The sequence below is a fragment of the Sciscionella sediminilitoris genome (genome assembly GCF_000737195.2).
GTDB classification, from domain to species: Bacteria; Actinomycetota; Actinomycetes; order Mycobacteriales; family Pseudonocardiaceae; genus Sciscionella; species Sciscionella sediminilitoris.
Map to the genome: position 1 here is coordinate 1 of NZ_JALM01000025.1, position 23,151 is coordinate 23,151.

26 protein-coding genes are annotated in these 23,151 nt (G+C 69.8%); 14 read left to right on the forward strand and 12 right to left on the reverse strand.

Annotated features, from left to right (window positions below; all coding sequences use genetic code 11):
- Positions 1-16: 16 nt before the first annotated feature.
- On the reverse strand, positions 17-646 hold the full coding sequence (locus tag AD72_RS12690) for a TetR/AcrR family transcriptional regulator (protein WP_031466683.1): 630 nt from the start codon (positions 644-646) through the stop codon (positions 17-19).
- Positions 647-745: 99 nt separating this feature from the next.
- Here AD72_RS12690 and AD72_RS12695 point away from each other — a divergent pair, with 99 nt between their 5' ends.
- The gene (locus AD72_RS12695; RefSeq protein WP_037345636.1) at positions 746-2,926 is read left to right on the forward strand and encodes a HelD family protein; all 2,181 of its coding nucleotides are present in this window, start codon (positions 746-748) and stop codon (positions 2,924-2,926) included.
- On the opposite strand, the gene AD72_RS12700 is transcribed toward AD72_RS12695, so the two are convergent.
- From AD72_RS12700 to AD72_RS12730, 7 genes are all read right to left on the reverse strand, one after another.
- Positions 2,851-3,711, reverse strand: a complete 861-nt coding sequence (locus tag AD72_RS12700; protein ID WP_031466685.1) for a class I SAM-dependent methyltransferase — start codon at positions 3,709-3,711, stop codon at positions 2,851-2,853. The two genes, AD72_RS12695 and AD72_RS12700, sit on opposite strands and share 76 nt — an antisense overlap.
- A 63-nt stretch (positions 3,712-3,774) precedes the next feature.
- Entirely contained in the window at positions 3,775-4,371 is a 597-nt protein-coding gene (locus AD72_RS12705) for a dihydrofolate reductase family protein (RefSeq protein ID WP_197284957.1), read from the reverse strand.
- A gap of 73 nt (positions 4,372-4,444) precedes the next feature.
- Positions 4,445-4,660, reverse strand: a complete 216-nt coding sequence (locus tag AD72_RS12710; RefSeq protein ID WP_031466687.1) for a hypothetical protein — start codon at positions 4,658-4,660, stop codon at positions 4,445-4,447.
- Between the two features lie 102 nt (positions 4,661-4,762).
- Positions 4,763-5,056, reverse strand: coding sequence for a 4a-hydroxytetrahydrobiopterin dehydratase (locus tag AD72_RS12715; protein WP_031466688.1), 294 nt, complete (start codon positions 5,054-5,056; stop codon positions 4,763-4,765).
- A gap of 151 nt (positions 5,057-5,207) precedes the next feature.
- Positions 5,208-6,080: an ABC transporter permease gene (locus AD72_RS12720; protein WP_051898552.1), complete on the reverse strand. Its 873-nt coding sequence runs from the start codon at positions 6,078-6,080 to the stop codon at positions 5,208-5,210.
- Positions 6,077-7,057: an ABC transporter ATP-binding protein gene (locus AD72_RS12725; RefSeq protein WP_231644817.1), complete on the reverse strand. Its 981-nt coding sequence runs from the start codon at positions 7,055-7,057 to the stop codon at positions 6,077-6,079. The genes AD72_RS12720 and AD72_RS12725 overlap by 4 nt, the downstream gene beginning before the upstream one ends.
- 8 nt (positions 7,058-7,065) lie before the next feature.
- Positions 7,066-8,148 (reverse strand): LolA family protein, encoded by a 1,083-nt coding sequence (locus AD72_RS12730; RefSeq protein ID WP_031466691.1) that lies wholly within the window; start codon positions 8,146-8,148, stop codon positions 7,066-7,068.
- 123 nt (positions 8,149-8,271) lie between these two features.
- Between AD72_RS12730 and AD72_RS12735 the strand changes: the two genes are divergently transcribed.
- Genes AD72_RS12735 through AD72_RS12745 form a run of 3 tightly spaced genes read left to right on the forward strand, consistent with a single transcriptional unit; the run spans position 8,272 to position 10,647 of the window.
- Positions 8,272-8,937 (forward strand): response regulator transcription factor, encoded by a 666-nt coding sequence (locus AD72_RS12735; RefSeq protein WP_026197816.1) that lies wholly within the window; start codon positions 8,272-8,274, stop codon positions 8,935-8,937.
- The gene (locus AD72_RS12740; protein ID WP_031466692.1) at positions 8,934-10,250 is read left to right on the forward strand and encodes a sensor histidine kinase; all 1,317 of its coding nucleotides are present in this window, start codon (positions 8,934-8,936) and stop codon (positions 10,248-10,250) included. The genes AD72_RS12735 and AD72_RS12740 overlap by 4 nt, the downstream gene beginning before the upstream one ends.
- A gap of 10 nt (positions 10,251-10,260) precedes the next feature.
- Positions 10,261-10,647 (forward strand): NUDIX domain-containing protein, encoded by a 387-nt coding sequence (locus tag AD72_RS12745; protein ID WP_031466693.1) that lies wholly within the window; start codon positions 10,261-10,263, stop codon positions 10,645-10,647.
- On the opposite strand, the gene AD72_RS12750 is transcribed toward AD72_RS12745, so the two are convergent.
- The gene (locus tag AD72_RS12750; protein WP_425480766.1) at positions 10,644-11,591 is read right to left on the reverse strand and encodes an SGNH/GDSL hydrolase family protein; all 948 of its coding nucleotides are present in this window, start codon (positions 11,589-11,591) and stop codon (positions 10,644-10,646) included. The two genes, AD72_RS12745 and AD72_RS12750, sit on opposite strands and share 4 nt — an antisense overlap.
- A 113-nt stretch (positions 11,592-11,704) precedes the next feature.
- On the opposite strand from AD72_RS12750, the gene folC reads away from it, so the two are divergent.
- The 7 genes from folC (at position 11,705) to AD72_RS12785 (ending at position 17,346) form a co-directional block, all read left to right on the forward strand.
- A complete protein-coding gene (folC, locus tag AD72_RS12755) occupies positions 11,705-13,066 on the forward strand; it encodes a bifunctional tetrahydrofolate synthase/dihydrofolate synthase (RefSeq protein ID WP_031466695.1) in 1,362 nt (453 codons plus the stop codon).
- Positions 13,063-13,509, forward strand: a complete 447-nt coding sequence (locus AD72_RS12760; RefSeq protein WP_051898553.1) for a DUF4233 domain-containing protein — start codon at positions 13,063-13,065, stop codon at positions 13,507-13,509. Before folC ends, AD72_RS12760 begins: the two co-directional genes overlap by 4 nt.
- Positions 13,510-13,632: 123 nt before the next feature.
- Positions 13,633-14,262 (forward strand): hypothetical protein, encoded by a 630-nt coding sequence (locus tag AD72_RS12765; RefSeq protein WP_031466697.1) that lies wholly within the window; start codon positions 13,633-13,635, stop codon positions 14,260-14,262.
- 52 nt (positions 14,263-14,314) lie between these two features.
- Entirely contained in the window at positions 14,315-14,728 is a 414-nt protein-coding gene (gene ndk, locus AD72_RS12770; protein ID WP_020500733.1) for a nucleoside-diphosphate kinase, read from the forward strand.
- 5 nt (positions 14,729-14,733) lie between these two features.
- Positions 14,734-15,249 (forward strand): GNAT family N-acetyltransferase, encoded by a 516-nt coding sequence (locus AD72_RS12775; RefSeq protein ID WP_051898554.1) that lies wholly within the window; start codon positions 14,734-14,736, stop codon positions 15,247-15,249.
- A gap of 7 nt (positions 15,250-15,256) precedes the next feature.
- The gene (locus tag AD72_RS12780; protein ID WP_037345643.1) at positions 15,257-15,796 is read left to right on the forward strand and encodes a GNAT family N-acetyltransferase; all 540 of its coding nucleotides are present in this window, start codon (positions 15,257-15,259) and stop codon (positions 15,794-15,796) included.
- A 95-nt stretch (positions 15,797-15,891) separates the two neighbouring features.
- Entirely contained in the window at positions 15,892-17,346 is a 1,455-nt protein-coding gene (locus AD72_RS12785; RefSeq protein WP_031466700.1) for an amino acid permease, read from the forward strand.
- On the opposite strand, the gene AD72_RS12790 is transcribed toward AD72_RS12785, so the two are convergent.
- Complete coding sequence (locus AD72_RS12790) at positions 17,280-18,380, reverse strand: Lrp/AsnC family transcriptional regulator (protein ID WP_051898555.1); 1,101 nt, start codon at positions 18,378-18,380, stop codon at positions 17,280-17,282. The genes AD72_RS12785 and AD72_RS12790 overlap by 67 nt on opposite strands.
- A 97-nt stretch (positions 18,381-18,477) precedes the next feature.
- On the opposite strand from AD72_RS12790, the gene AD72_RS12795 reads away from it, so the two are divergent.
- A complete protein-coding gene (locus AD72_RS12795) occupies positions 18,478-19,188 on the forward strand; it encodes an SDR family NAD(P)-dependent oxidoreductase (protein WP_031466702.1) in 711 nt (236 codons plus the stop codon).
- Between the two features lie 36 nt (positions 19,189-19,224).
- Here the strand turns inward: AD72_RS12795 and AD72_RS12800 are convergent, their stop codons facing one another.
- Both AD72_RS12800 and AD72_RS12805 read right to left on the reverse strand, forming a co-directional pair.
- Positions 19,225-19,746, reverse strand: coding sequence for a DUF305 domain-containing protein (locus AD72_RS12800; protein WP_037345645.1), 522 nt, complete (start codon positions 19,744-19,746; stop codon positions 19,225-19,227).
- A gap of 78 nt (positions 19,747-19,824) precedes the next feature.
- Complete coding sequence (locus tag AD72_RS12805; RefSeq protein ID WP_031466704.1) at positions 19,825-20,196, reverse strand: hypothetical protein; 372 nt, start codon at positions 20,194-20,196, stop codon at positions 19,825-19,827.
- A 37-nt stretch (positions 20,197-20,233) separates the two neighbouring features.
- Here AD72_RS12805 and AD72_RS12810 point away from each other — a divergent pair, with 37 nt between their 5' ends.
- A complete protein-coding gene (locus tag AD72_RS12810; protein WP_031466705.1) occupies positions 20,234-22,147 on the forward strand; it encodes a TIGR03960 family B12-binding radical SAM protein in 1,914 nt (637 codons plus the stop codon).
- Positions 22,148-22,156: 9 nt separating this feature from the next.
- Complete coding sequence (locus AD72_RS12815) at positions 22,157-22,960, forward strand: TIGR03936 family radical SAM-associated protein (RefSeq protein WP_031466706.1); 804 nt, start codon at positions 22,157-22,159, stop codon at positions 22,958-22,960.
- The last annotated feature ends 191 nt before the right edge of the window (positions 22,961-23,151 follow it).

The following is a 23,151-nucleotide window of genomic DNA, read 5'->3' on the forward strand; positions in this document are numbered from 1 at the left end:
GGTTACGAGACACCCCTTAGTCACCGGAACAGCTGCGTTCCAGCCTGTCGTAGGCGGCCTCGGTCTGGGCGACCGCGGCGGGGTAGATGTCCTCGGCGCTGCGGCCGGAGCGTATTTCCTCGGCGTTGTGCGCGGAGAGGATGCGCTGGATTCCGAAGATCTGCGCGGCCAGGATCCGGGCGGTGAGTTTCTCGCTCGCCCCACCGGTGGCGCACAGTTCTTCGGCGAGTTTTCGTTCTTGGTCGAGCATGTATCCGGTGAGCCGGGCCATCAGGGTGGGCGTGGAGTACAGCAGCTTGTGGAAGGTGATGGCGGGCGCGCTGTCGTCGAGTCCGGTGAGGGTGTCGCGGCGGGCGAGTCGTCGGAGGAAGTCTTCTCGCAGGGCCTGCAGTGCGGATGTGCCTGCTGCACGGTCCCGGACGATGATCGCCGGTCCGCTGTCGTCGTCGAGGAATCGGCGCAGGACGAGGTCTTCCTTGGTGGGGAAGTAGGCGAACAGGGTGGGTTTGGACACCTCGGCTGCGGCGGCGATGTCGATGACGGAGACGTTGTCGAACCCGGATTCCTGAAACAGGGTGAAGGCGGCCTCGGTGATCGTCTCGCGGGTGCGGCGTTTCTTGCGTTCCCGCAGTCCTGGTTCGGCCATGGCCTCAGCGTAGCTACGCCTGCCCTGGTTAGCAAATTAACCAAGTTGTATGATTAACCGGGTAAAGTTTAATGTCGCCGAGTGAGGCCAGCCACGAGCATGCATCAGACCGACCAGAAGGCTGTCGAGCCGGAGATCCGTGCGGAACGCGATTACCTGGACGCTTGCCGTGCGGAGCTGAGCCGTATGCGTGCGGAGATCAGCACCGCGCTCGCCACGGGGGCGGGCGAGGCAGGGGACGCCGTGGAGAACAAGTACTTCTTCCACGCGTTGCGGCAGTTCCGCGCGCAGCGGGTCGAGGAGCTCTCGGACCTCGAAGAGGTGCCGCTGTTCTTCGGCCGCCTCGACTACCCGCCGGGACGGATCTACGAGCGGGACGGGGGTGGCCCGCACACCCGCACTCCGGAGGGCGACCGGGTCTATATCGGCCGCCAGGGGGTCCGGGATGTGCGCGGGGAACCCTTGATCATCGATTGGCGTGCCCCGCTGGCCCGCGCCTTCTATGAGGCCGACCACCAGGATCCGATGGGAGTCCGGGTGCGCCGCCGGTACGGCTTCGATCACCATGGTGTGCTGACCGCGTACGAGGACGAACCGATCGATCGCCAGGACGCACCCGAGGGCAGTGGTCTGCTGGCCGCCGAGATCGAGCGTCCGCGCAAGGGGCCGATGCGCGACATCGTGGCCACCATCCAACCCGAACAGATGAGCCTGGTGCGTGCCCCGCTGGAGCGCACCCTGTGCATCCAGGGCGCACCCGGAACGGGAAAGACCGCAGTGGGCCTGCATCGGCTCGCGTATCTGCTCTACGCCGAGCGGGAACGGTTGCGTACCGACGGCGGGGTCGCGGTGATCGGGCCCAACCGCTCCTTTCTGTCCTATATCCGCCATGTGTTGCCCGCCCTCGGTGAGGTGGCGGTATCCCAGACCACGATCGACGAGCTCGCCGGTTCGGGACACACCGTCGGGCATGTCGAGGATCCGCGGGCGGCGCGGGTCAAAGGCGATGCGCGGATGGCCGAGGTCATCCGGCGGCACCTGTGGTCCCGGATCCAGCCGCCGCCGGAGCCGCTGGAGCTCAAGCACCGGCACCGGATCTGGCGGCTGTCCGAGGAAGAGCTGGCCGAACAACTCGCGCTCGTGCGCGGCCGCGAGATCGACTACGGCTCAGGTCGGGAACTGCTGGCCCAGCGTCTGGCACAACTGGTGCTGCGCCAGATCGAGCGGGCCGGGGGAACCATCACGACCACCGCGGCGCAGCTGCGCCGCACTACGGCGATCGGCCGCGCGGTCCGGCAAATGTGGCCGACGGCCGATCCGGACCGCCTCGTGTTCGAGTTGCTCACCGAGCGGGCCCGGCTGGCGCACGCCGCGGACGGAATCCTTTCGCCCGAGGAACAGCATGCCATCCTGCGCACCCCGCGCCCACGCAGCCGGAAGGCGATGGCCTGGAGCAGCCTCGACCTGGCACTGCTCGACGAATGCGCGGCGCTGATCGCGACGCCGGACAGGCTCGGGCACATCGTCGTGGACGAGGCGCAGGATCTCAGCCCGATGCAGATCCGGGCGATCGCGCGCCGTATGACCGGTTCCTGCACGGTGCTCGGCGACCTGGCCCAGGCCACCAGCCCGGCCGCGGTCGAGGACTGGGCCACCGTGCTGGCCCACCTCGATCGGCCGGAGGGCCGGATCGAGGAGCTGACCCGCGGCTACCGGGTACCGGCACAGGTCATCGACTACGCCGCCCGGCTGCTTCCGCGCATCGCCCCGGAACTGCGTGGCCCGGCCTCGTTTCGCCAGTCCGCCGATGCCTTGCACATCACCGAAACCGCCCCCGGGGAAACGATCGGAACCACGGTCGCCGCCTGCGCTGCCGCCCTGTCCGGGGAAGGCTCGATCGGGCTCATCGCCGCGGACGAGGATGTCCCCGAGCTCCAGCGCGCCCTTACCGGAAACGGGATCGGACACACCGTGCTCGGTGCCGATGAAGGCAGCCTCGAAGCCGAGCGCCTCATCCTGGCACCGGTGACCCTGACCAAGGGACTCGAGTTCGACACCGTGCTCGTCGTTGAACCTGCCCGCATCGCCGCGCTGGAGTCCCGCGGCCTGCAGCGGCTCTACGTCGCCCTGACCCGCGCGGTCAGCGAACTGCACGTCATCCACGCGGATCGGCTTCCGGAACCCCTGAACGGCTGCCGGTCAGCTCAGCGCCCGGCCTGGAGCAGCCGCGAAGCCGGTTTCGGGAGGGCCGCGCCTTCGGGCAGGGGCGCACCGCGATAGTGCTCGATCAGTGCCGCCGCGGAGTGATCCTCGACGGTGGTGAACCCGGCCGAGCTGAGCTGCTGCTCCATTTCGGTGGGCGGGAACATGCTCAGGAACGGTTCGCCCGCGTTCATGAGCCGCTCCATACGGTCCCGCAGTGCCGCCTGCTCGTCCGCGGTGGCCGGGGCGGGCAGGTAGTCGAGGACCAGTCGCACGGATCCCCGTTGTCCGGTGATGTACCGCAGCGTCTCCTGGAACGCATCCTGTGTCAGGTAGAAGACGACGCCGAGCCAGACGAAGATGGCGGGTTCGCCGCGATCGAATCCGGCAGCCGCCAAACCGTCCGACAGCGAATCGGTCTCGAAATCGACCGGGGCGAAGGTCACCGAATCCGGGACCGGGATGTCCGCTTCGGCGAGCTGTTGTCGTTTCCACGACTGAGTAGCGGGGTGATCGACCTCGAACACCCGCAGTTCCGGGAACGGGTTGCGATAGGCGAACGTGTCGAGGCCCGCCCCGAGGAATACCACCTGCCGGGTTCCCGCGCGCACGGCTTCACCGATCACCTCCTCGGCGAAGCGGCTGCGGGTGGCGAAGAACAGTCGCCTGCCGAGCTGGCTGCCGCTGGTGCCACCGAACCGACTCCACGGCTCGGTGTCCTGATCGGTCAGCTCGTCCGGGGACAGCCGCAGGATCCGGAGGGCCAGCGGGTCCTCCAGCACCCGTGGCTCATCGAGCACCTGGTGATACGCGCGCCAATAGCCGGTCGCCAATGCCGTCTTGCTGGGCTGTCCCTGCTCCATCGCCTCAAGTTAGCAGCGATCGGGAATTCGGGCCCCGCGCGAAAAATCACGCGGGGCCCCGGCTCAGTAGCGCACGCGGTAGCGGATGTGGGTGGCCAACGGGGTGTGTTCGGCCTCGATGGGTTCGAGGGTGGCCGCGGCGGTGGTTTCGTCGAAGAGGCGTTCGCCCTGACCGAGCAGGACGGGGGCGATGTCGAGGCTGAGCTCGTCGAGTTCACCGGAGGCGAGTGCCTGGCGCACGGTGGAGGCACCGCCCGCGATGTCGACGTCCCCGTCTCCGGCTTGGCGGGCGAGCCGCAGCGCTTCGGCGAATCCTCCGGTGACGAAGTGGAAGGTGGTTCCGCCCGCCATCTCGATCGGCTCGTGTTCGTGATGAGTGAGCACGAAGACGGGTGCGTGGTACGGCGGTTCTTCGCCCCACCACCCGCGCCATCCGGGATCGTTCTCCCAGCCGCCGCGCACGGGCCCGAACATGTTCCGGCCCATCACGTAGGCGCCGCGAGGCCGCAGCAGCCAGTCGCGCCAGCGGATGTCGATCTCGTTGTCGGCGAGCCATTCACCGTCGAGGTGCCACCGGTGCAGTGCCATGGCCCCGCGGCCGAGTGGGTTCTCCCGGGACTGCTCGGGCCCGGCCGCGAAGCCGTCCAGCGAAGTGGTCATGTGTGTCGTCGTATGGGTCATGACCGTACGGACCGGTGCCGCGGCGGAAACTCATCGCGCGCGCCGGAACCGCTCACTCGTCGTCGAAGCGGCGGTACTGGCGGGCGGTGTAGATCAGCACGGCGCCACCGGCGAGCACGATGCCCGCGGCGAAGAGGATGAACACGGCGAAATCGACGGGCACGGTGCTGAACAGGGCCACGATTCCGAGCAGGGCGAGGACCGCGGTGACGATGGTGGCGGTCCGGTGATTGTGGACGGTTACCTGGCTGGTGGACATGTTCAACATTGGTGCACTCCCCGAATTTTCTCTGCGCACCCATGAGATCGCCCCGCGCGGGCCGATCGTTAGCGTCCCGCGCGGGCCTGTGATCAGCGCTTCATGCGGGCTTTATCCGAAGGAGGCGAGCACCTTGTCGATCTCGGTGGCGAGCCGGGTGTCCTTCTCGGTGAGTCCGCCCTCGGAATGGGTGGCACAGGTGAAAGTGAGTGTGCGCCAGCGGATGTCGATATCGGGATGGTGGTCGGCGCGCTCGGCGATCTCGGCGATGCGGTCCACGGCGGTGATCGCGTCCGGGAAGCTGGGCAATTTCGCGGAACGGGTGATGGCCTCGCCCTCGCGGTGCCATTCCGGGAGTTCGCCGAGTGCGTCCGATATCTGCTGTTCGGTCAGTAGTGCAGTCATGCGGCCATGGTGACGACTCGACGCCGTTCTGGCCAGACCCGGCAGGCGGTAGCGCCTGGACGAGCCGAGGAATGGGCCCGGTCGCTCAGCGTGGACGGTTCGGTTCGTGAGCGACCGGGCCCCGGTCGTGGATCGCCTCGGGAGAAGTGGCTCAGCGGGGATTGACCATGCGGATCGCGGTGACCGAGAGCCCGATGACCGTGTAACAGGCGGCCACCAGCATGCTCTGGCCGTACGGGCCGAGGTCCATCGGTCCGCCGAGCAGCCCGGGAATCGCCCCGCTCATGGTGCCGTTGGTGATCAGCAGCGGGTGGATGGCCGAGAGCTGCGAGATGTTGTTGAGCACGCTGAACACGATCACCCCGGCCAGGGTCGAGGCCATCACGACGAGCGGGTGCTCGGTGAACGCGGAGATGGCCAGCGCGACCGCGCCGATGCCGAACAGCTGCACGGTGGTCCACAGCACGGCGAGCCCGATGCGTCCCAGCGCGCCGCCGAACCCGACCGGGGTGCCGGAGAAGCTGAGCATTCCGGTGCCACCGAACAGGATCTCGCCGATGATGATCGAAGTGATCGCGACGACGAGCACCGCGACCAGGGAGGCGACCGCGACCCCGAAGGCCTTGACGCCGAGCAGGCGCAGCCGCCCGATCGGGGCGACGAGCAGCCCGCGCAGTGTTCCGCTCGCGGACTCGCCCGCGATGGCGTCCGCCGCGAACATCGAGGCGACCAGCGGCAGGAACAGGTTGGCGAGCAGCAGGAGGGTGAGCATCGGCAGGATCAGGCCGTTGCCGCGCAGCAGGGTGTCCAGTCCGCCGGCGAGCATGCCGGATCCGGTGGCCACGGACAGCCCGATCCCGATGATGATGGGGATCAGGGCGAGCCCGCCGAGCGCGAACACGGTCCTGCGGCGCAACAGCATCCAGCGCAGTTCGGAGCCGATCAACCGGCCGAGCGGGGCCCGGGTGGCTTCGGGACGCAGGGTGAGGCCGCTCGCCGGTTCGGCCAGGGTGGCTGTAGTCATGCCTGCGCTCCTTCCTCGGTCAGCTGGGCGAACAGGTCCTCGAGTCCGGTGCGCTGCTTGCGTGCCTCGGTCACCGCGACCTCGGCCCGCACGAGTACGCGCAGCACCTGCTCGGGGCGGGCGGTGGTGAGGTCCACGAGCACCCCGCCCTCCACCTCGCGGGCGGCTATCCGCTCCGCGCCGAGTGCCTCGAGCGCGGCGGGCGCCTCCTCGGTGCGCACCTCGAGTCCGGTGTTGCCCGCCTCCAGCAGTTCGTCGAGTTGTCCTTGTGCGACAAGGCTTCCGCGGTTCATCACGGCCACGTGCGTACAGGTCGCCTCCACCTCGGCGAGCAGATGCGAGGAGACGATCACGGTGGTTCCCTCGCGGTGCAGCTCGCCGATCACCGCGCGCACCTCACGGGTTCCCGCGGGGTCGAGCCCGTTCGTCGGCTCGTCCAGGATCACCAGTTCGCGCGGGACGAGCAGGGCGGCGGCGAGCCCCAGCCGCTGCTTCATGCCCAGCGAGTAGCCGCGGTAGCGCCGATCGGCGGCCTCGGTGAGCCCGACGCGTTCGAGCGCGGAGTCCACGGCGGCCTTGATCGACCGGGTGGCCAGCCGGGGTTCGGCGGCCGCGCACCGGCGCAGGTTGTCCCGCCCGGAGAGAAAGGAGTGGAAACCGGGGCCCTCGACCAGTGCGCCGACCGTGGACAGCACGTGCTGTGCCTGGTCGGGCATGCGCGCCCCGAGCAGCTCCACGGTTCCGGTGCTCGGCGCGGTGAGCCCGAGCAGCATCCGGATCGTGGTGGTCTTGCCGGAACCGTTCGGCCCGAGCAGCCCGAGCACCGAACCACGCGGCACCTCGAGGTCGAGCTCGGAGACCGCGTCGACCCCCTTGAACCGCTTGCCGAGTCCCCGCGTCGCGGCGGCGAGTTCCTGGTCCTGCCCGGCCCCGGGCCCCGGGAGCGTTTCCGCCCCCGGGCCCGGAGTGGGTCGCATCGTGGTGGTCACTTGGTGCCCAGCGCCTGCTCGAGGACCTGCTGCGGGACCAGGCCCGCGGCGAACCGGCCGTCGTCGGTGATCAGCGCGGTTCCGATGGAGGTGCTGATCAGGTGGCCGTTGCCGTAGGCGCCGTGCACCGGCTTGGCGAACCGGTCCATGATCCCGGCCGGGGTGTTGCTCTGGCCGGGCTCCTGCTTGCCCTGCTCGCCCTGGGGCAGCTTCGCGTTCTTGGTGTCCAGCTTCCCGGTGAGCACGGTGTCCCAGCCCTCGCCGACGGTGTTCATCTGCTGCTTCGGCTGCTTCTTGAGCTTGTCCATGTGCTTGCTCGGGTCGACCGTGGTCACCTTCGCGCCCTGCGGCGGGGTGAACGAGAACAGCGCCGGGTCCTGCTGGCCGACATCGAGCTTGGTGAAGCCGAACTCGAGTGCCGGATCGGCGGAGCCGTTGCCGAAGGCCTCGAATCGCAGCGGCATCCGCGTCTGCGCGTCCACGGCCACCCGGACCTCACGGACCAGGGTCTTCTCGCTCGGCTTCGGGGTCAGGACCAGCTCGTAGGCATCGCGGTCGGCGACCCGCGCGGTGCCGTCCACGGTGAGGTCACTGGACTCGCGCAGTTTGCCGACCAGCTGCTTGCTCATCGCGACCGGATCGCCCTTGCCGCGCTCCTGCATCGCCTTTTCGTGCGCCTTGGCGTGCTGCATCGGCAGCTTGCTGACCTCGCGGCCCTTCGAGTCGTAGTTCCACAGCGTCGACCCGTCCGAGACCGTGGTGTGCTGCGAACCGCCCTGCTGCGCGCTGGTCAGCCGGAACTTGTCCGCGCCGCCGTAGTAGACCTGCGCGCTGTAGTCGCCGTCGGTGCCCTGCTTGAGCTCGGGTAGCGGGATCCCCAGGTTGCTCGTGGCGCTCATGGTGCCGCCGAACTGGGCGGGCTTGGCCTGCAGCACCGAGCTGACCAGCGACTCCGGGCTCACCTTCGGCAGCTGCGGGGCGGGATCGGCGCCCGCGGGGACCGTGACGATCGCCAGCCCTGCCGCGCCCGCGAGCACGCCGACGACCGCGATGCCGGTGGTCACCTTCTTGGTCTTCATGCGGTTTCTCCTTCGGTTCTCCCCGTCCACACCACTGAGCATGCACCCCGGAAACTGAGACCGCACTGAGAGCATCCGGCAGCGGGGCCCGGGACAAGGCATGCTGAGCCCGTGAAACCGAGAGTGCTGGTGGTCGACGACGAATTGGGTGTGCGCAGGGCGCTGCAGCGCGGGCTGACCGCGGAGGGGATGGATGTGGTCACCGCCGCCGACGGACCCAGTGCCCTCGAACTGGCCGGGACCGGGAGTTTCTCGGTGATCCTGCTGGACATCATGCTGCCCGGGCTCTCCGGCTACCGGGTGCTCGAACGGTTGCGCGCGGACGGGGTGCGCACCCCGGTGCTGCTGGTCTCCGCCAAGGACGGGGACTACGACCAGGCCGACGGGCTCGATCTCGGCGCGGACGGATACGTGGTGAAACCCTTCTCCTTCGTGGTGCTCGCCGCCCAGGTGAAGGCCCTGCTGCGGCGCGGGGCCGACGAGGGAGCGGGCGTGCTGCGGGTCGGCGAGCTCGAGGTGGACCGCGGTGCCCGGGAGGCCCGGTTCTCCGGCGAACCGCTGCCGCTTTCCCCGCGGGAGTTCGCGGTGCTCGAAGCGCTCGCGAGCCGCCCGGGTTCCTCGGTGAGCAAGGACGAGCTGCTGCGCGCCGCCTGGGGGGACGAGCAGGCGGCCACCCGCAACGCGGTCGAGGTCTACGTCGGCTACCTGCGCAAGAAGCTCGAGGCTGCGGGGGCGGGTGAACTGCTGCGCACGGTGCGCGGACACGGCTACCTGGTCGCCGCACCGTGAAGGGGTGGTGGCTGCGCCGTTCGCTCGCCTTCCGGGTGAGCCTGGTCGTCGCGTTCGGCTCGCTCGCGCTGTTGCTGGTACTCGTGCTGTTGTCCGGGAACCTGCTCGGAACGCTTTCGATCAGCGCTGCCGACGAGGCCATCGCCCCGCGGCTGAACGCCGCGCGGTCCGCGGTCGCGCACGGTTCGGCGGTGGCTCCGCCCTCGCCGGGGATCACGGTGCGGGTACTGGACACCGCGGGCGATCCGGTCGACGGCGGCGCGCGCACCACGCTCGACCGGCACGAGCTGGACGCGCTCAAGGCCGGTGAGCCGGTCAACGAGAACGGCGAGCCGATGCTGCGCTGGCTCGGCGGCGTGGTCACCGCTCCGGACGGGGCGCAGCGCCTCGTCACCGCCGCGGTCCCGCTGACCGGCTATGGCTACCTGGTGCACACCGCGCGGCAGTGGATGATCGGTGGTGCGGTGCTCGGTGCCGCCGGGGTGGGCGTGCTGTGCTGGCTGGCGATCCGCTTCGTGCTGCGCCCGATCCGCAAGATGCGGGCCGCGGCGCGGGAACTGCCGACCGGGCAACGGCTCCCCGAACCCGTCGCGCACGACGAACTGCACGAACTCACCGCCGCGCTCAACGGGCTGCTGCAGCGCCGCGACGAGGCCACCGCGCGACTGCAGCGGTTCACCGGGGACGCGGCGCACGAGCTGCGTTCCCCGGTCACCGCGATCCGCGCGCAGGCCGAGGTCGCGGTGCTGCATCCGGATCCGGAGGACGCCCAGGAGGTGCTCGCCGAGATCGAGGCCGAGGCACAGCGGTTGTCCACCCTTGTCGAGGACCTGCTGGTGCTCGCCCGCTCGGACGCCGGGCGGATCGCGCAGGCGCAGGCGGTGGACCTCGCGTTCGCGGTGCACGCGGCCATCGAACGCCTCGGCGCGGGGACCCCGGTGTGGTTCGAGGCGCCCGCGGGGGAGTGCAGCGTGCTCGCGGCCGCGCCCGAGGTGAAGGTGGTGCTGGACAACCTGCTGCGCAACGCGCGCCGGTACGCGCACGCGCACATCCGGGTCAGCGTGCTGCCCAGCGGTCGCTCGGTGCGGCTGCTGGTGGACGACGACGGACCGGGGATCGCGGCCGAACACCGCGCCAAGGTGTTCGACCGGTTCTACCGGCTCGCCGACGACCGGGCGCGCGATTCGGGGGGAAGCGGCCTCGGCCTCGCGCTGGTGGCCGAGCTGGTGCGGGCCCGGCGCGGCAGTGTGCGGGTCACCGACTCCCCGGAGGGCGGGGCCCGTTTCGACGTGCGCTGGCCCGCGGCACGGTAGCGTCCCGCCCGTGATCGTGGTCGCGACCGCGCTGCTGCGCGCGGATTCGGTGCTCGCCCAGCAGCGTGCCTATCCGCCCGAGGACGCGGGCGGCTGGGAGTTCCCCGGTGGGCGGGTGGAACCAGGGGAGACCGAGGCGGGCGCGGTGCGCCGGGAATGCCGCGAGGAACTGGCCGTCGAGGTGCTGCCCGGCGCGCGGATCGGACCCGCGGTGGCGCTGCGCGAGGGGCTGGTGCTGCACCTGTGGACCGCGCGGCTCGCCGATCCGGCCGCCGAACCGGTCGCCACCGAACACCTCGGCGTGCGCTGGGTGCGCGCACCGGAGCTGGGCGAGCTCGGCTGGCTGGCCACTGACCGGCGATTCCTGCCCGCGCTACGGGAACACCTGGACGGTTAACGCGCCGTGGCCGAACGCAGCTGGTGCTCGTTCGCGACCGGGCCGTGCACCGGGTACGGCGTGTTCAGTACCGCGCGTGTGTCCCCGCCGAGCAGCCGGTAGGCCAGCCCTGCCTCGGCGACCATCGCCTCGCGGAACGGGTGATAGGACATCGCGGCGAACGGGTTGAGGGTCTTGCCGTTGATCCACGGCTGCTTCGCGCAGACATCGTGGCCCTCGGTCGGGGTGAACGTGTCCACATAGGAGGCGTTCCCGTCCTGTTCGGTCGCCGCGCGAATCGCGTCGTTGAGCGAGATCTCGACCGAGCGGCCGAAGGGGTAGTCCCCGTCAGCGAGCGGGAGCCGGTCCGGGCAGGTCCCGGTGGCGGGCACGATGTCCGGGTAACCGAGCACGAGCACCTTCGCCTTCGGGGCGCGCTGGTGGATGCCGCTGAGCACGGTCGTGATGCGCTTGCTGATCTCCGGGTAGGCCTTGGCGAAGGTGTCCGCGTACTTCGCCTGGCAGGGTGCGCCCTTCGGGTCGTTCTCGCGCAGTTTCGGGCATTCGCCGGTGACGGTGCCGAACACGCTGAAGTCGTTGCCGCCGATGCCGAGGGTGACCAGATCGGTGTCGCCGGACAGCGCGTCCAGCTGCGGGGCGTTCGTGCCCGCGAACACCTTCTGTTCGGCTGTCATGTGCTCCGTGGTCGCCGCGGAACAGCTGACATCGGTGAAGTCATCCACACCGAGTTTGCCGGCCAGCAGCGAGGGGTAGTTGTTCGTGGACCGGAAGCAGCCGAGCGGGCTCAGCCGCTGCATGGGGATCAGCGGGCCCGCGGTGTACGAGTCACCGAGGGCGACGTAGTGCTGGTAGCGGGGGCTCGGCAGGGCGCTCGCGGATGTGGCGAGCCCGAGCAGCAGCACGCCGAGCAGACTGCACAGCGTGATGACGCGTGTTCGAAGCATGCACAACATAGTGCTCCGGCCCGCCGGTGGCCGCGACGCCCAAGCGGGTGGTGATCCGGTGCGGTGCGTAGACTCGGGCGAGGTAGGAAACGGTGCGAGGAGTAGGAGTCGAGGTGCCGCGCGAGGACCCGGCCGTGCTGGACGAGCTGCGCGTGATCGAAGCCGAGCTCAACACCCGCTGGCCCGAGTCGAAGATCGACCCGTCACTGGCGCGGATCGCCGCGCTCGCCGACATCCTCGGCCAGCCGCAGCGCAGCTATCCGGTGCTGCACGTCGCGGGGACCAACGGCAAGACCTCGGTCGTGCGGATGATCGACTCGCTGATGTCCACGATCGGACTGCGCACCGGCCGGTTCACCAGTCCGCACCTGCAGTCGGTCACCGAGCGCATCTCCATCGACAACGCGCCCATCGAGGCGAAACGCTATATCGAGACCTACCGGGAGATCGAGCCCTATCTGTCCATTGTGGACAAAAGCGCCGAGGTGCCGCTCTCCAAGTTCGAAGTGCTCACCGCGATGGCCTACGCCGCGTTCGCCGATGCCCCCATCGAGGCCGGGATCGTCGAGGTCGGACTCGGCGGCAGGCTGGACTCCACGAACATCGCCGACGGTCAGGTCGCCACGATCACCCCGGTCGGCATCGACCACGTCGAATACCTCGGCAGTGATCTGGCCGGGATCGCCGCGGAAAAGGCGGGCATCATCAAGGAAGGCGCCACCGTCATCCTCGCCGAGCAGGAACCGGAGGCGGCGCGCGCGATCCTGGAGAAGGTGGCCGAGATGGATGCCACCGTCGCCCGCCAGGGATCGGAATTCGGTGTGCTGCAACGGGATGTGGCCATCGGCGGACAGCGCTTGCTGCTGCAGGGGCTCGGCGGCGAGTACGAGGAGATCTTCCTCCCGCTGCACGGCGCGCACCAGGCCGCGAACGCCGCGCTCGCGCTCGCGACCGTGGAGGCGTTCTTCGGCGCGGGCAAGACTCACCGGCTCGACATGGACCGGGTGCGCGAGGGATTCGAGAACGTGCGGGTCCCCGGCAGGCTCGAACGGCTGCGCTCGGCGCCGACGGTGCTCACCGACGCGGCGCACAATCCGCACGGCGCGGCCGCGCTCGCCTCGGCCATCGAGTCCGAGTTCGCCTTCCGCAAACTGGTCGGGGTGGTCGGGGTACTCGGGGACAAGGACGCGACCGGCATCCTCACCGCGCTCGAACCGGTGCTGTCCTCGATCGTGCTCACCACGAACTCCTCCCCGCGCGCGCTGCCCGCACACGAACTCGCCGACCGTGCCGAGGCGATCTTCGGCGATGAACGGGTCGAGGTCGTCGGGCGGCTCGACGACGCGGTGGAGCGCGCCGTCGCGCTCACCGAGGACGAGGCCGACGAACAGTGGTCCGGCGCCGGAGTGCTGGTGACCGGCTCGGTGGTGACCGCGGGTGAGGCACGCGCGCTGTTCGGGAAGGATCCGGCATGACCTCGGACGGCTCGCAGCCAGAGAAACCGCAACCAGGCCAGGCGCAGGACCAGCAGCCCCAGGCCAAGGATCCGGCGCGGTCCTTCCGTGGCGTCATGGCCGGTGCGCTGGTCATGGAGGCGATCGTGATCGCGCTCGCGCTCCCGGTGGCCGCGAAGCTCGGCGGCGGGTTCGCCAGCGGCGCGGGCTGGGTGGTGCTCGGTCTCGTGGTCGCCCTGCTCGCGCTGTGCGGGCTGCTCGGTTTCTCCTGGAGCCCGATCGCCGGGCTCGGCCTGCAGGTCGTGGTGGCCCTGTGCGGGCTGGTGCTCGGCGCGCTCGCGGTCATCGGGGTGCTGTTCCTGATCATCTGGGTGATCATGCTGCGGCTGCGCGCGGATGTGCTCCGCCGATACCGGCAGGGCACCCTGCCGAGTCAGCAACCGGGCGACGGGCAGGGGTCTTAGGGCATGTCTGACGGTCCTCTTCCGCGCGAGCGGGGATCAGATCGGATGAGATGCAAGGCGGACGACGACAGCGCAGCGGCGCTGCAACGTCGAAAGCCCAGCGGGAGGAGGACAACGTCAGCCATGCCTGCCGGCATCGGAGGCAATGCCAGCGCCGATCTGGCCCCGCGCAGCCGGTACACGGGGGCCGTCAGGCATGCCCAGGTGCGCAGCAGGGTGCTGCTCGCCCTCGGCCTGGTGCTCGCACTGGCCGTCGGTGCCCTGTTCGGCCTGCTCTCCATCGGCATGGGCAACAGTGCGGAGGTCGCCGGGCACGCCCTGCCGAGCGGGGCCGGTGGCACCCCGTTCGCGGTCGGTTCCTGCTTCTACTCGGATCACCCGGGATCGCTGCGCCCCGCCTCCTGCACCGGGGACGAGTCGGTGTTCGTGATCAACGCGGTCGGGCGCACCCCGCAGGACTGCGCGGCGGTCGCGGACTTCGCCCGCTGGGGCGCGGTGCAGCGGGACGACTCGGCGGACGCGGTGTACTGCGTCTCGCTGCTGCTGCACACCGGGGACTGCGTGGTGCTCGGTACCGGCAAGGGCGCGCACCGGGTGGACTGCGGCACCGATCGGGACGCCTCCCGGGTGGTGCGCATGGCGTCCACGGCCACCCCCGCATCGGCGTGCACCGATCTGCCGGAGGCCGATGTCTGGTATTACCGTTCCCCGTCCTCGGGGCAACTGGCCTGCCTGGCGAAAGACGGTGGCTGACCACCCGTTACGGTTGTGCGCGGGTAATTCTTAATCGAAGGAGTAATCAATCGTGAGTGAGCGCACCCTTGTCCTCGTCAAGCCGGACGGCGTGGAGCGCGGCCTGGTCGGCGAAGTGATCAGCAGGATCGAGCGCAAGGGCCTGCGGCTGGCCGCGCTCGAACTCCGTGACGTCGAGCGCTCGGTGGCCGAGGAGCACTACGCCGAGCACAAGGACAAGCCGTTCTTCGGCGATCTGCTCGAGTTCATCACCTCCGGCCCGGTCGTGGCGATCGTCGTGGAGGGCACCCGCGCCATCCCGGCTTTCCGCCAGATCGCCGGCGGCACCGACCCGGTGGAGAAGGCGGCCCCGGGCAGCCTGCGCGGCGACTACGGCCTGGAGACCCAGTACAACCTGGTGCACGGCTCGGACTCCCCGGAATCGGCCGCGCGCGAGATCAAGTTGTGGTTCCCCGAGCTGGGCTGACCTCCGTGCGCGGGCCGATCCGGATCACCGCGGGCTCGGACGGGCTGCTCGATGAGCTGTCCGGGCTGTGGGTACGCATCACCGAGGCCGGTGGTGCGCTCGGCTTCGACCGGGGTGATCCGGAGGCGGCCGTCCGCGGGGCGGCGCGCGCGGTCGTGGACGGTCTCGGCTCGCCGGATCACTACCTGTTCGTGGTCTTCGACGAGTCCGGGGTCCGCGGGTTCGCGCACTTCCGCCGCGGTCACCGGCCAGTGCGCAGGCACACCGCCGAGCTCGAATGGCTCGGCGTGCACCCCGGGCTGCAGGGGACCGGCTGGGGCACCCGCCTGCTCGAACACGGCCTCGCCGCGCTGGCGAAGGACGGTGTCGAGGCGGTGTTCCTGCGCACCCGTTCGGGCACCGGCCTCGGTGGGTTCTACCGCGCGCACGGCTTCACCGAGCGCGGTCGCTGGCCACGCGCGGTGCGGTTCGCTGACGGCGGATACCGTGACGAGGTGTGGTTCACCAAGGACCTGCCATAGTGGTGTCATGACACGGGTCGAGCTCGCGCGGACCCTCGGCGATGGCTTCGCCGAGCGGCTCACCGCGCTCTGGACCGAGGTCACCGAGTCCGGGGGAGCGGTCGGATTCACCGCTGCCGATGATCCGGAACTGATCCGCTCGGCCACCGATGCGGTGCTCGCCGCGGTCGCCGAGGGACAGGAACTGCTGTTCACCGCGCATGAGCAGGAGCGGCTGCTCGGTGTGGTGTTCCTGGTCCCCGCCGATGTGCCCGCGGTCCAGCACCGCGGCGAGGTGCGCAGGCTCATGGTCAGCCCCGCGGCGCAGGGCCTCGGCGTCGGCGGTGCGCTGCTGAACGCCGCGGTGACGCACGCCGGGGAGATCGGGCTGCGCACCGTGTCCCTCGGGGTGCGCTCCGGGGACGGGCTGGAGCGCTTCTACACCGAGCACGGCTGGACCGAACGCGGCCGCTGGCCTGGCGCGGTGCACCTCGGCGACGAGGACTATCGCGACGAGGTGTGGTTCACCATCGATCTGACCGGGTACCCACAGCGCACCTCGCGCTGAGGGCGCGCGGGTCTCGGTCTGCTTCCCCTTCCCCGCGGGCCCGGCGTGTTCCAAGGTGATCGGCGACCTCGCTCACCTCGGATCGGAGCGTGCCAATGGCGGTATCGCGGCTGTCCACCCTGTTCGGTACCGGCCCCGGTGGCGTGCTGCGGCGAACGCTGCCCGCCGAACCGCCCGGCGGTTCGCGAATGGTGCGCACGCTCGGGCTCACCCAGCTGACCATGATCGGGATCGGCGCGATCATCGGCGCTGGAATCTTCAGCCTCGCAGCCTCCGTGGCCAGGGACACCGCGGGGCCCGCCGTGCTCGTCTCCTTCCTCGTCGCCGGGCTCGCCTCGCTGTTCGCCGCGTTCGCCTACGCCGAGTTCGCGGGCATGGTGCCGCGGGCCGGTTCCTCCTACACCTACTGCGCGGCCGTGCTCGGTGAGCTCGTCGGCTGGATCGTGGGCTGGGACCTGTTGCTGGAGTACACCGCGATCGTGGCGGTCGTCGCGATCGGCATGTCCGGGTACGTCGGTTTCCTGCTCGACGGGCTCGGCGTGCACCTGCCGCAGTGGGCGCTCGGCGCGCCGGGGACCGGGGCGGGGCACCGGGTGGACCTGATCGCGATGCTCATCTGCCTCGCGGTCGCCTGGCTGCTCACCAGGGGAACGCGCACCTCGGCGCGGGTGGAGACGGTGCTGACGATCATCAAGATCCTGATCGTGCTGGTGGTCATCGTGCTCGGGTTCACCCGGCTCGATCCGGCCAACCTGCATCCCTTCGCCCCGTTCGGCGTCACCGGGGCGCTCACCGGCGCGTCCACCGTGTTCTTCGCGGTTTTCGGCTACGACGCGCTCTCCTCGGCCGCCGAGGAAAGCGTTTCCGCGCGCCGCCATCTGCCCAAGGCGATGCTGATCTCGCTGGGCGTGTCCATGGTGCTCTACGTGCTCGCCTGCATCGTGCTCACCGGGATGCAGCACTACTCCCGGCTCGACCCGAAAAGCGGGTTCTCCAGCGCGCTGCGCAGTGTCGGCTTCGCCGGGGTGGCCAATATCGTCGCCCTCGGCGCGATCATCGGCATCGTCACGGTGACCTTCTCGTTCATGATGGGCGCCGCGCGCATCTGGTACGCGCTCGGCCGTGACGGGCTCATGCCCGCGACCTTCGCCGCGCTGCATCCCAAACGCCGGATCCCGCACCGGGCCACCTGGGGGATCGGGATCATCGCCGCCGCGCTGGCCGGGCTCTTCCCGATCAACACCGTCGCCGAGCTCACCAATATCGGCGTGCTGCTCGCCTTCGTCCTGGTCTCCGGGGCCGTTCTGCTGCTGCGCTACCGCAAACCCGGGCTGCGGCGCGGCTTCCGCTGTCCGGGGATGCCCGTCGTGCCACTGTGCAGCATCGGGTTCTCCATCTGGCTGATGTCCTATCTGCACTGGGAGACCTGGGCGCGGCTCGGTGGCTGGCTGCTGCTCGGGCTCGCCGTGTACGCGGGCTACGGCTATCGGCGGGCGCGCCGGGTGCGCCCTGGGGGCTCGGTCGAACTGGAATCGCTCGACGCATCCTGATCCGGGCGCGGCCCCAGCCGGTCCCCGTACACCAGCGTTCCCGACTGCTTGACCTGCCGATGCACCGGGGAGAGCTCCATGCTCTGCACCCCGGAAAGCGCGCCGATGCGTTCGGTGCTGAACTCGAACAGTTCGTCCAGATCCCGGCAGTGCGCGACGGCGTTCAGGTTGTACGGCCCGGAAATGGCCGCAGCGAACGCGATCCCGGGTTCCTCGGCGAGGGTCCGGCCGACGCTCTTGATCGCCGAGGGATGCACGCGCAGCCACAGGTTCGCCCGCGCGTGATAGCCGAGCGCCGCGGGAGCGATCTCCACATCCACGTGCACGACCCGGTGCCGCAGCAGGGTCTGCAGCCTGCGCCCGGCCCGTCCAGGGGTGAGGTCGGCGGCCGCGGCCAGTTCGACCAGGCTGGCCCGGCCGTCCGCGGCGAGCAGGTCCAGCATCTGCTCGTCCGCCTCGGTGAGCCGCACCGGATCGGCGGCGACCACCGGGGATTCCGGGAACGGCGTGTCCGCCCCGCCCAGTGCCGATTCCTCTTCCGGGCTCAGCGTTCCGCGCAGCGCCGCCCAGTAGTGCGCCCGGCCGCCGAGGAACTGGCGCAGCATCACGGAGGCGTTGACGTCCAGTACCGCGGCGGTGCGCGGAAGCCGTTGCCCGAGCAGGTTCTCCCGCTGTTCGGCGCTCCGGGGCCGGACCGCGCAGGTGATCTCCGAACCCGCGGCGGCAAGGGCAACCCAGCTGACATCCGCGCGCTTCGCGAGTGCCTCGGCGATCGCCGCGGCACTGCCCGGACGGCAGCGCACCCGCACCAGCCAGCGGCTCTGTCCGGACGCCCCCGGGTTGACCACACCGGCCACGCGGAGCACGCCTTCGGCGCACAACCTGCGATAGCGACGGCGAACCGCGGCCTCGGAATGGCCGAGCGCGTGCGCGATCGTGGCGAACGAGGCGCGCGGCGCGATCTGCAGCGCGCGAATGAGACGCACATCCTCGGGCTGTACAGCGACGGATTCACGCAGCACGGGACCGGACATGGTCGTGATCCTACGAATCCGGGCCGGAAACCCGCACCGAAGACCGCGCGGTGGGAAAACTCGAAGGGCAACACCGGAATGCGAAGGGACTCCTCCATTGACCGAAACGACAGGACACACCCCGGCCGCGCTGATCATCGGCGCCTCGCGCGGACTCGGGCACGCGATGGCGGCCGAACTCCGCGACCGGGGATGGCACGTCATCGGTACCGTCCGGGATCCGGAAGCGCGGACCCCGCTGCACGAACTGGCCGAGCGCTCCGCGGGGCGCATCCGGATCGAGCAGCTGGACATCAACGAACCCGATCAGCTGCCCCCGCTACACGACCGGCTCGCGCACCGGGAACTGGACCTGTTGTTCGTGAACGCGGGGACCACGAACAACGAGCAGACCCCGATCGGCGCGGTTTCCACGGACGAGTTCGTCGAGGTCATGGTCACCAATGCGCTCAGCCCGATGCGGGTCATCGAGGCCCTCGAAGACCTGGTGTCCGCGACCGGGCTCATCGGGGCGATGTCCTCCGGGCAGGGCAGCATCACGAACAACGTGGCCGGGTCGCGCGAGCTCTACCGGGGCAGCAAGGCAGCCCTGAACATGTTCATGCGCGGCTTCGCCATCCGGCAGTCCGGTACCGGGCGCGCGTTCGTGCTCCTGGCGCCCGGCTGGATCCGCACCGCCCTCGGCGGGCCGGACGCGCCGTTCACCATCGAGGAGAGCACCCCGCTCATGGTGGATGTGCTGCTCTCCCGGCTGGGGCAACCCGGTCTGGCGTATCTGGACCGCTTCGGAGCAGGCGTCCCGTGGTGAACCGGGGCCGGTCGCCGACCGGCCCCGGTGCCCTGCTCAGCCGAGCATGCCGCGCATCGTGTCGATCTCCTTGCGCTGAGCGCCGATGATGTCCCGGGCGAGCTGCTTGGCCTCCGCGGCGGAACCGTCCTTGAGCTCGGTGTTGGACATGTCGACCGCGCCCTGATGGTGCTTGATCATCATGTTCAGCCACATCGTGTCGAAGGGCTTCCCGTTCACGGTGCCGAGCTTGGACATGTCCTGCTCGCTCATCATCCCGGTCATGGCGTGGCCCGAGTGCTCCTTCGCCTTGTCCTCGGCGCCCCAGGAATCGAGCCAGCCGGTCATCTTGTCGATCTCGGGCTGCTGGGCCTTCTTGATCTGCTCGGCCAATGAGCGCAGCTTCGGGTCCCCGGTGTGTGCCGGGACCATGTCGGCCATGCTCACGGCCTGTTTGTGGTGCGGGATCATCTGGCTGGCGAACATGACATCCGCCTCGTTGTGCTCCGGTGTGCCGCCGCACGCGGACAGGGTGAGCACGGCGCCGAGAGCGGCGACGGTGAGCGCGCGAATGCGCATGGTGATTCCTCCTGGTCAGTAGCTATCGCTGGACGTTCCGAACGGCATACGGCGGTGCCTGATAAGCACCGCGGCCTCTCACGTCCGCGAGATACAGACCAGGTTCAGCAGCGAGCGGCCCGCGGGTCTCGGCGGGCGATCCGGGGCAGCGGTGCGGTGCGGGCTCCCGCGCGCGGGGCTCAGCGTGCCGGGCCGGACGGTGCCGGACAGCACGAACAGCAGCACGAGCCCGAGGAAGGTGAGCACCATGAGGCACAGGTGCTGAAAGGAATGGCTCGCGCCGTGCTCACCACCGTGTTCGGCGGGTGCGGTCAGCACCGGCCCCTCGTGCTGCACCATCGCGTGGTGGCTCGGCTCCGGGGCCGCGACCGCGGTGACCGCGTGCATCCCGACCAGACCGAGCGCGAGCAGCGCGCCGAGTAGCGCGCGCACGATCGCCCGGTTGCCCATACCGGGCAGATTACCCGTCCCGTTTACCCTTGTCGGTGTGAGTGTGTCATCGGTATACCCAGCGCTCGAGGAGCTGCTGCCCCGCGTTTCGAAGCCCGTGCAGTACATCGGCAGCGAGCTCGGCGCGACGGTGAAGGAGTGGGACTCCACGACCGTGCGCTGGGCCCTGATGTACCCGGACGCGTACGAGGTGGGCCTGCCCAACCAGGGCGTCATGATCCTGTACGAAATCCTCAACGAGATCCCGGATGTGCTCGCCGAGCGCACCTACGCGGTGTGGCCGGACCTCGAGGAGCTGATGCGCGAACACGGGGTCCCGCAGTTCACGGTGGACGCGCACCGCCCGGTCGGGGCCTTCGACATGCTCGGTGTCTCCTTCGCCACCGAGCTCGGCTACACCAATCTGCTCACCGCGCTGGACCTGGCCGGGATCCCGCTGCACGCCGGTGACCGTGACGACTCGCATCCGCTGGTGATCGCGGGCGGGCATGCCGCGTTCAACCCGGAACCGATCGCCGACTTCGTGGACGCGGTCGTGCTCGGCGACGGTGAGGAAGCGGTCATCGAACTCACCGCGATCGTGCGCGAACACAAGCACGAGGGCCGCGATGCGCTGCTCGAACGCTTCGCCGCGACCGGGAACGTGTACGTGCCCCGGTTCTACGACGCGAGCTACGACGCCGAGACCGGTCGGCTCACCGGCACCACACCGAACCGCGCCGCCGCCCCGGAGCAGGTGAGCAAGCGGACCACCATGGACCTGGACCAGTGGCCGTACCCGCGCAAACCGCTGGTCCCGCTCGCCGAATCGGTGCACGAACGGATGAGCGTGGAGATCTTCCGCGGCTGCACCCGTGGTTGCCGGTTCTGCCAGGCGGGGATGATCACCCGGCCGGTGCGCGAGCGCTCGCTGCAGGGCATCGGGGAGATGGTGGACACCGGGCTCAAGCACAGCGGGTTCGAAGAGGTCGGGCTGCTCTCGCTGTCCTCGGCGGATCACTCCGAGATCGGGGACCTCGCCAAGCAGCTCGCGGACCGCTACGAGGGCACGAACACCGGGCTATCCCTGCCCTCGACCAGGGTGGACGCCTTCAACATCGACCTGGCCAACGAGCTGACCCGCAACGGCCGCCGATCCGGGCTCACCTTCGCCCCGGAGGGCGGCAGCGAACGCATCCGGAAGGTGATCAACAAGACGGTCTCCGAGGAGGACCTGATCCGGACCGTCTCCGCCGCGTACGCCCAGGGCTGGCGGCAGGTCAAGCTGTACTTCATGTGCGGGCTGCCCACCGAGACCGACGAGGATGTACTGCAGATCGCCGAGATGGCGCGCAATGTGATCCGGGCCGGCCGGGAGGCGGCCGGGCGCAAGGACATCCGGTGCACCATCTCGATCGGCGGGTTCGTGCCCAAACCGCACACCCCCTTCCAGTGGGCCGCGCAGTGCGATCCGGACACCGTGGACGCGCGGCTGAAGAAGCTGCGCACCGAGGTCAACGCGGACCGCTCGCTCGGCCGCAGCATCGGCATGCGCTACCACGACGGCAAGCCCTCACTGATCGAAGGACTGCTCTCCCGCGGGGACCGCAGGGTCGGCGCGGTGATCGAGGCGGTGTGGCGTGAGGGCGGCCGGTTCGACGGCTGGCACGAGTACTTCTCCTATGAACGCTGGATGCGCTGCGGGGACGAGGCGCTGCGCCCGCACGGCGTCGACGTGGCCTTCTTCACCACGAGGGAGCGCGCCGAGGACGAGGTCCTGCCCTGGGACCACCTCGACTCGGGCCTGGACAAGCAGTGGCTCTGGGACGACTGGTGCGATGCCCTCGACGAGCAGGAGCAGGACGACTGCCGGTGGACCCCGTGCTTCGACTGCGGTGTCTGCCCGAGCATGGGCACCGAGATCGAGATGGGGCCGACCGGCCGCACCCTGCTGCCCATCACCCCCGTCTAAGGAACCCTCGTGGCCGACGATCGCCCCAATCCGTCCGCGCCTACGGCGTGCAAACTGTGGCTCCGCTACGCCAAGCGCGGCAAACTGCGGTTCGCCTCGCACCGCGATCTCGCGCGCCTGTTCGAGCGTGCGGTGCGCAAGGCGGAGCTGCCGGTCGCCTATTCGCAGGGCTTCAGCCCGCACCCGAAGCTGTCCTGGATCGGCGCCGCGCCCACCGGGACCGCGAGCGAGGCCGAATACGTGGAGATCGGCCTCACCGAATCGGTCGATCCCGATTCGGTCGCCGAACGCCTCGGTTCCGCGCTGCCCGCGGACGTGCCGGTGCTCCAGGTGGTCACCGCGGGTGAGGGCGCACTCGCGGACCGGATGCGAGCCAGTCGATGGCGGATCACCCTTCCCGTTCCCGATGGCGCCTCGCTCGAGGACGCGGTCGCCGCGCTGCTCGACACCGAGGAGGTGATCGTGCAACGCCGCACCAAGAGCGGGCTCAAGGACATCGATGTCCGCCAGGCTTGTGTTTCGATCAAGGTCGAACCTGTGTCGGAGTCGTTCCCGCAGGTGAGCGGGCATGTGGCGAAACAACCTCCGGGCGAGGGGGTCCCGAAGACGCCCGGATATGGGATACTCGAGGTGGTGGTACGGCAGATGACACCGACCGTACGACCCGACGATGTGCTGCGTGCGCTTCACGTTGTCACAGGTCACGAGTGGTTCGGCGGCCCCGCGAAGGCGAGCCGGATCGCACAGGGGCCGCTCGACGACGCAGGCCAACTCGTCGATCCGCTCGTCGGAGACCGGACGTCTTCCACGTAGCTGGTCGCAGGAGGCCAGGAGGCAAGGGCGCTGGACGGCGCCTCGTCGACCGACCTCGCCTGCCCAGGAACATGGGTCGGCGGAAGGCAAGGTTTCCCGCTGCTGGGACGCAGAAGCGGGTACAAACGAACACCGAAAGTGCCCCTGCGCGGCCGCGACCTTCCCTGTCATCGGGAACGGGTGCGCCCGGG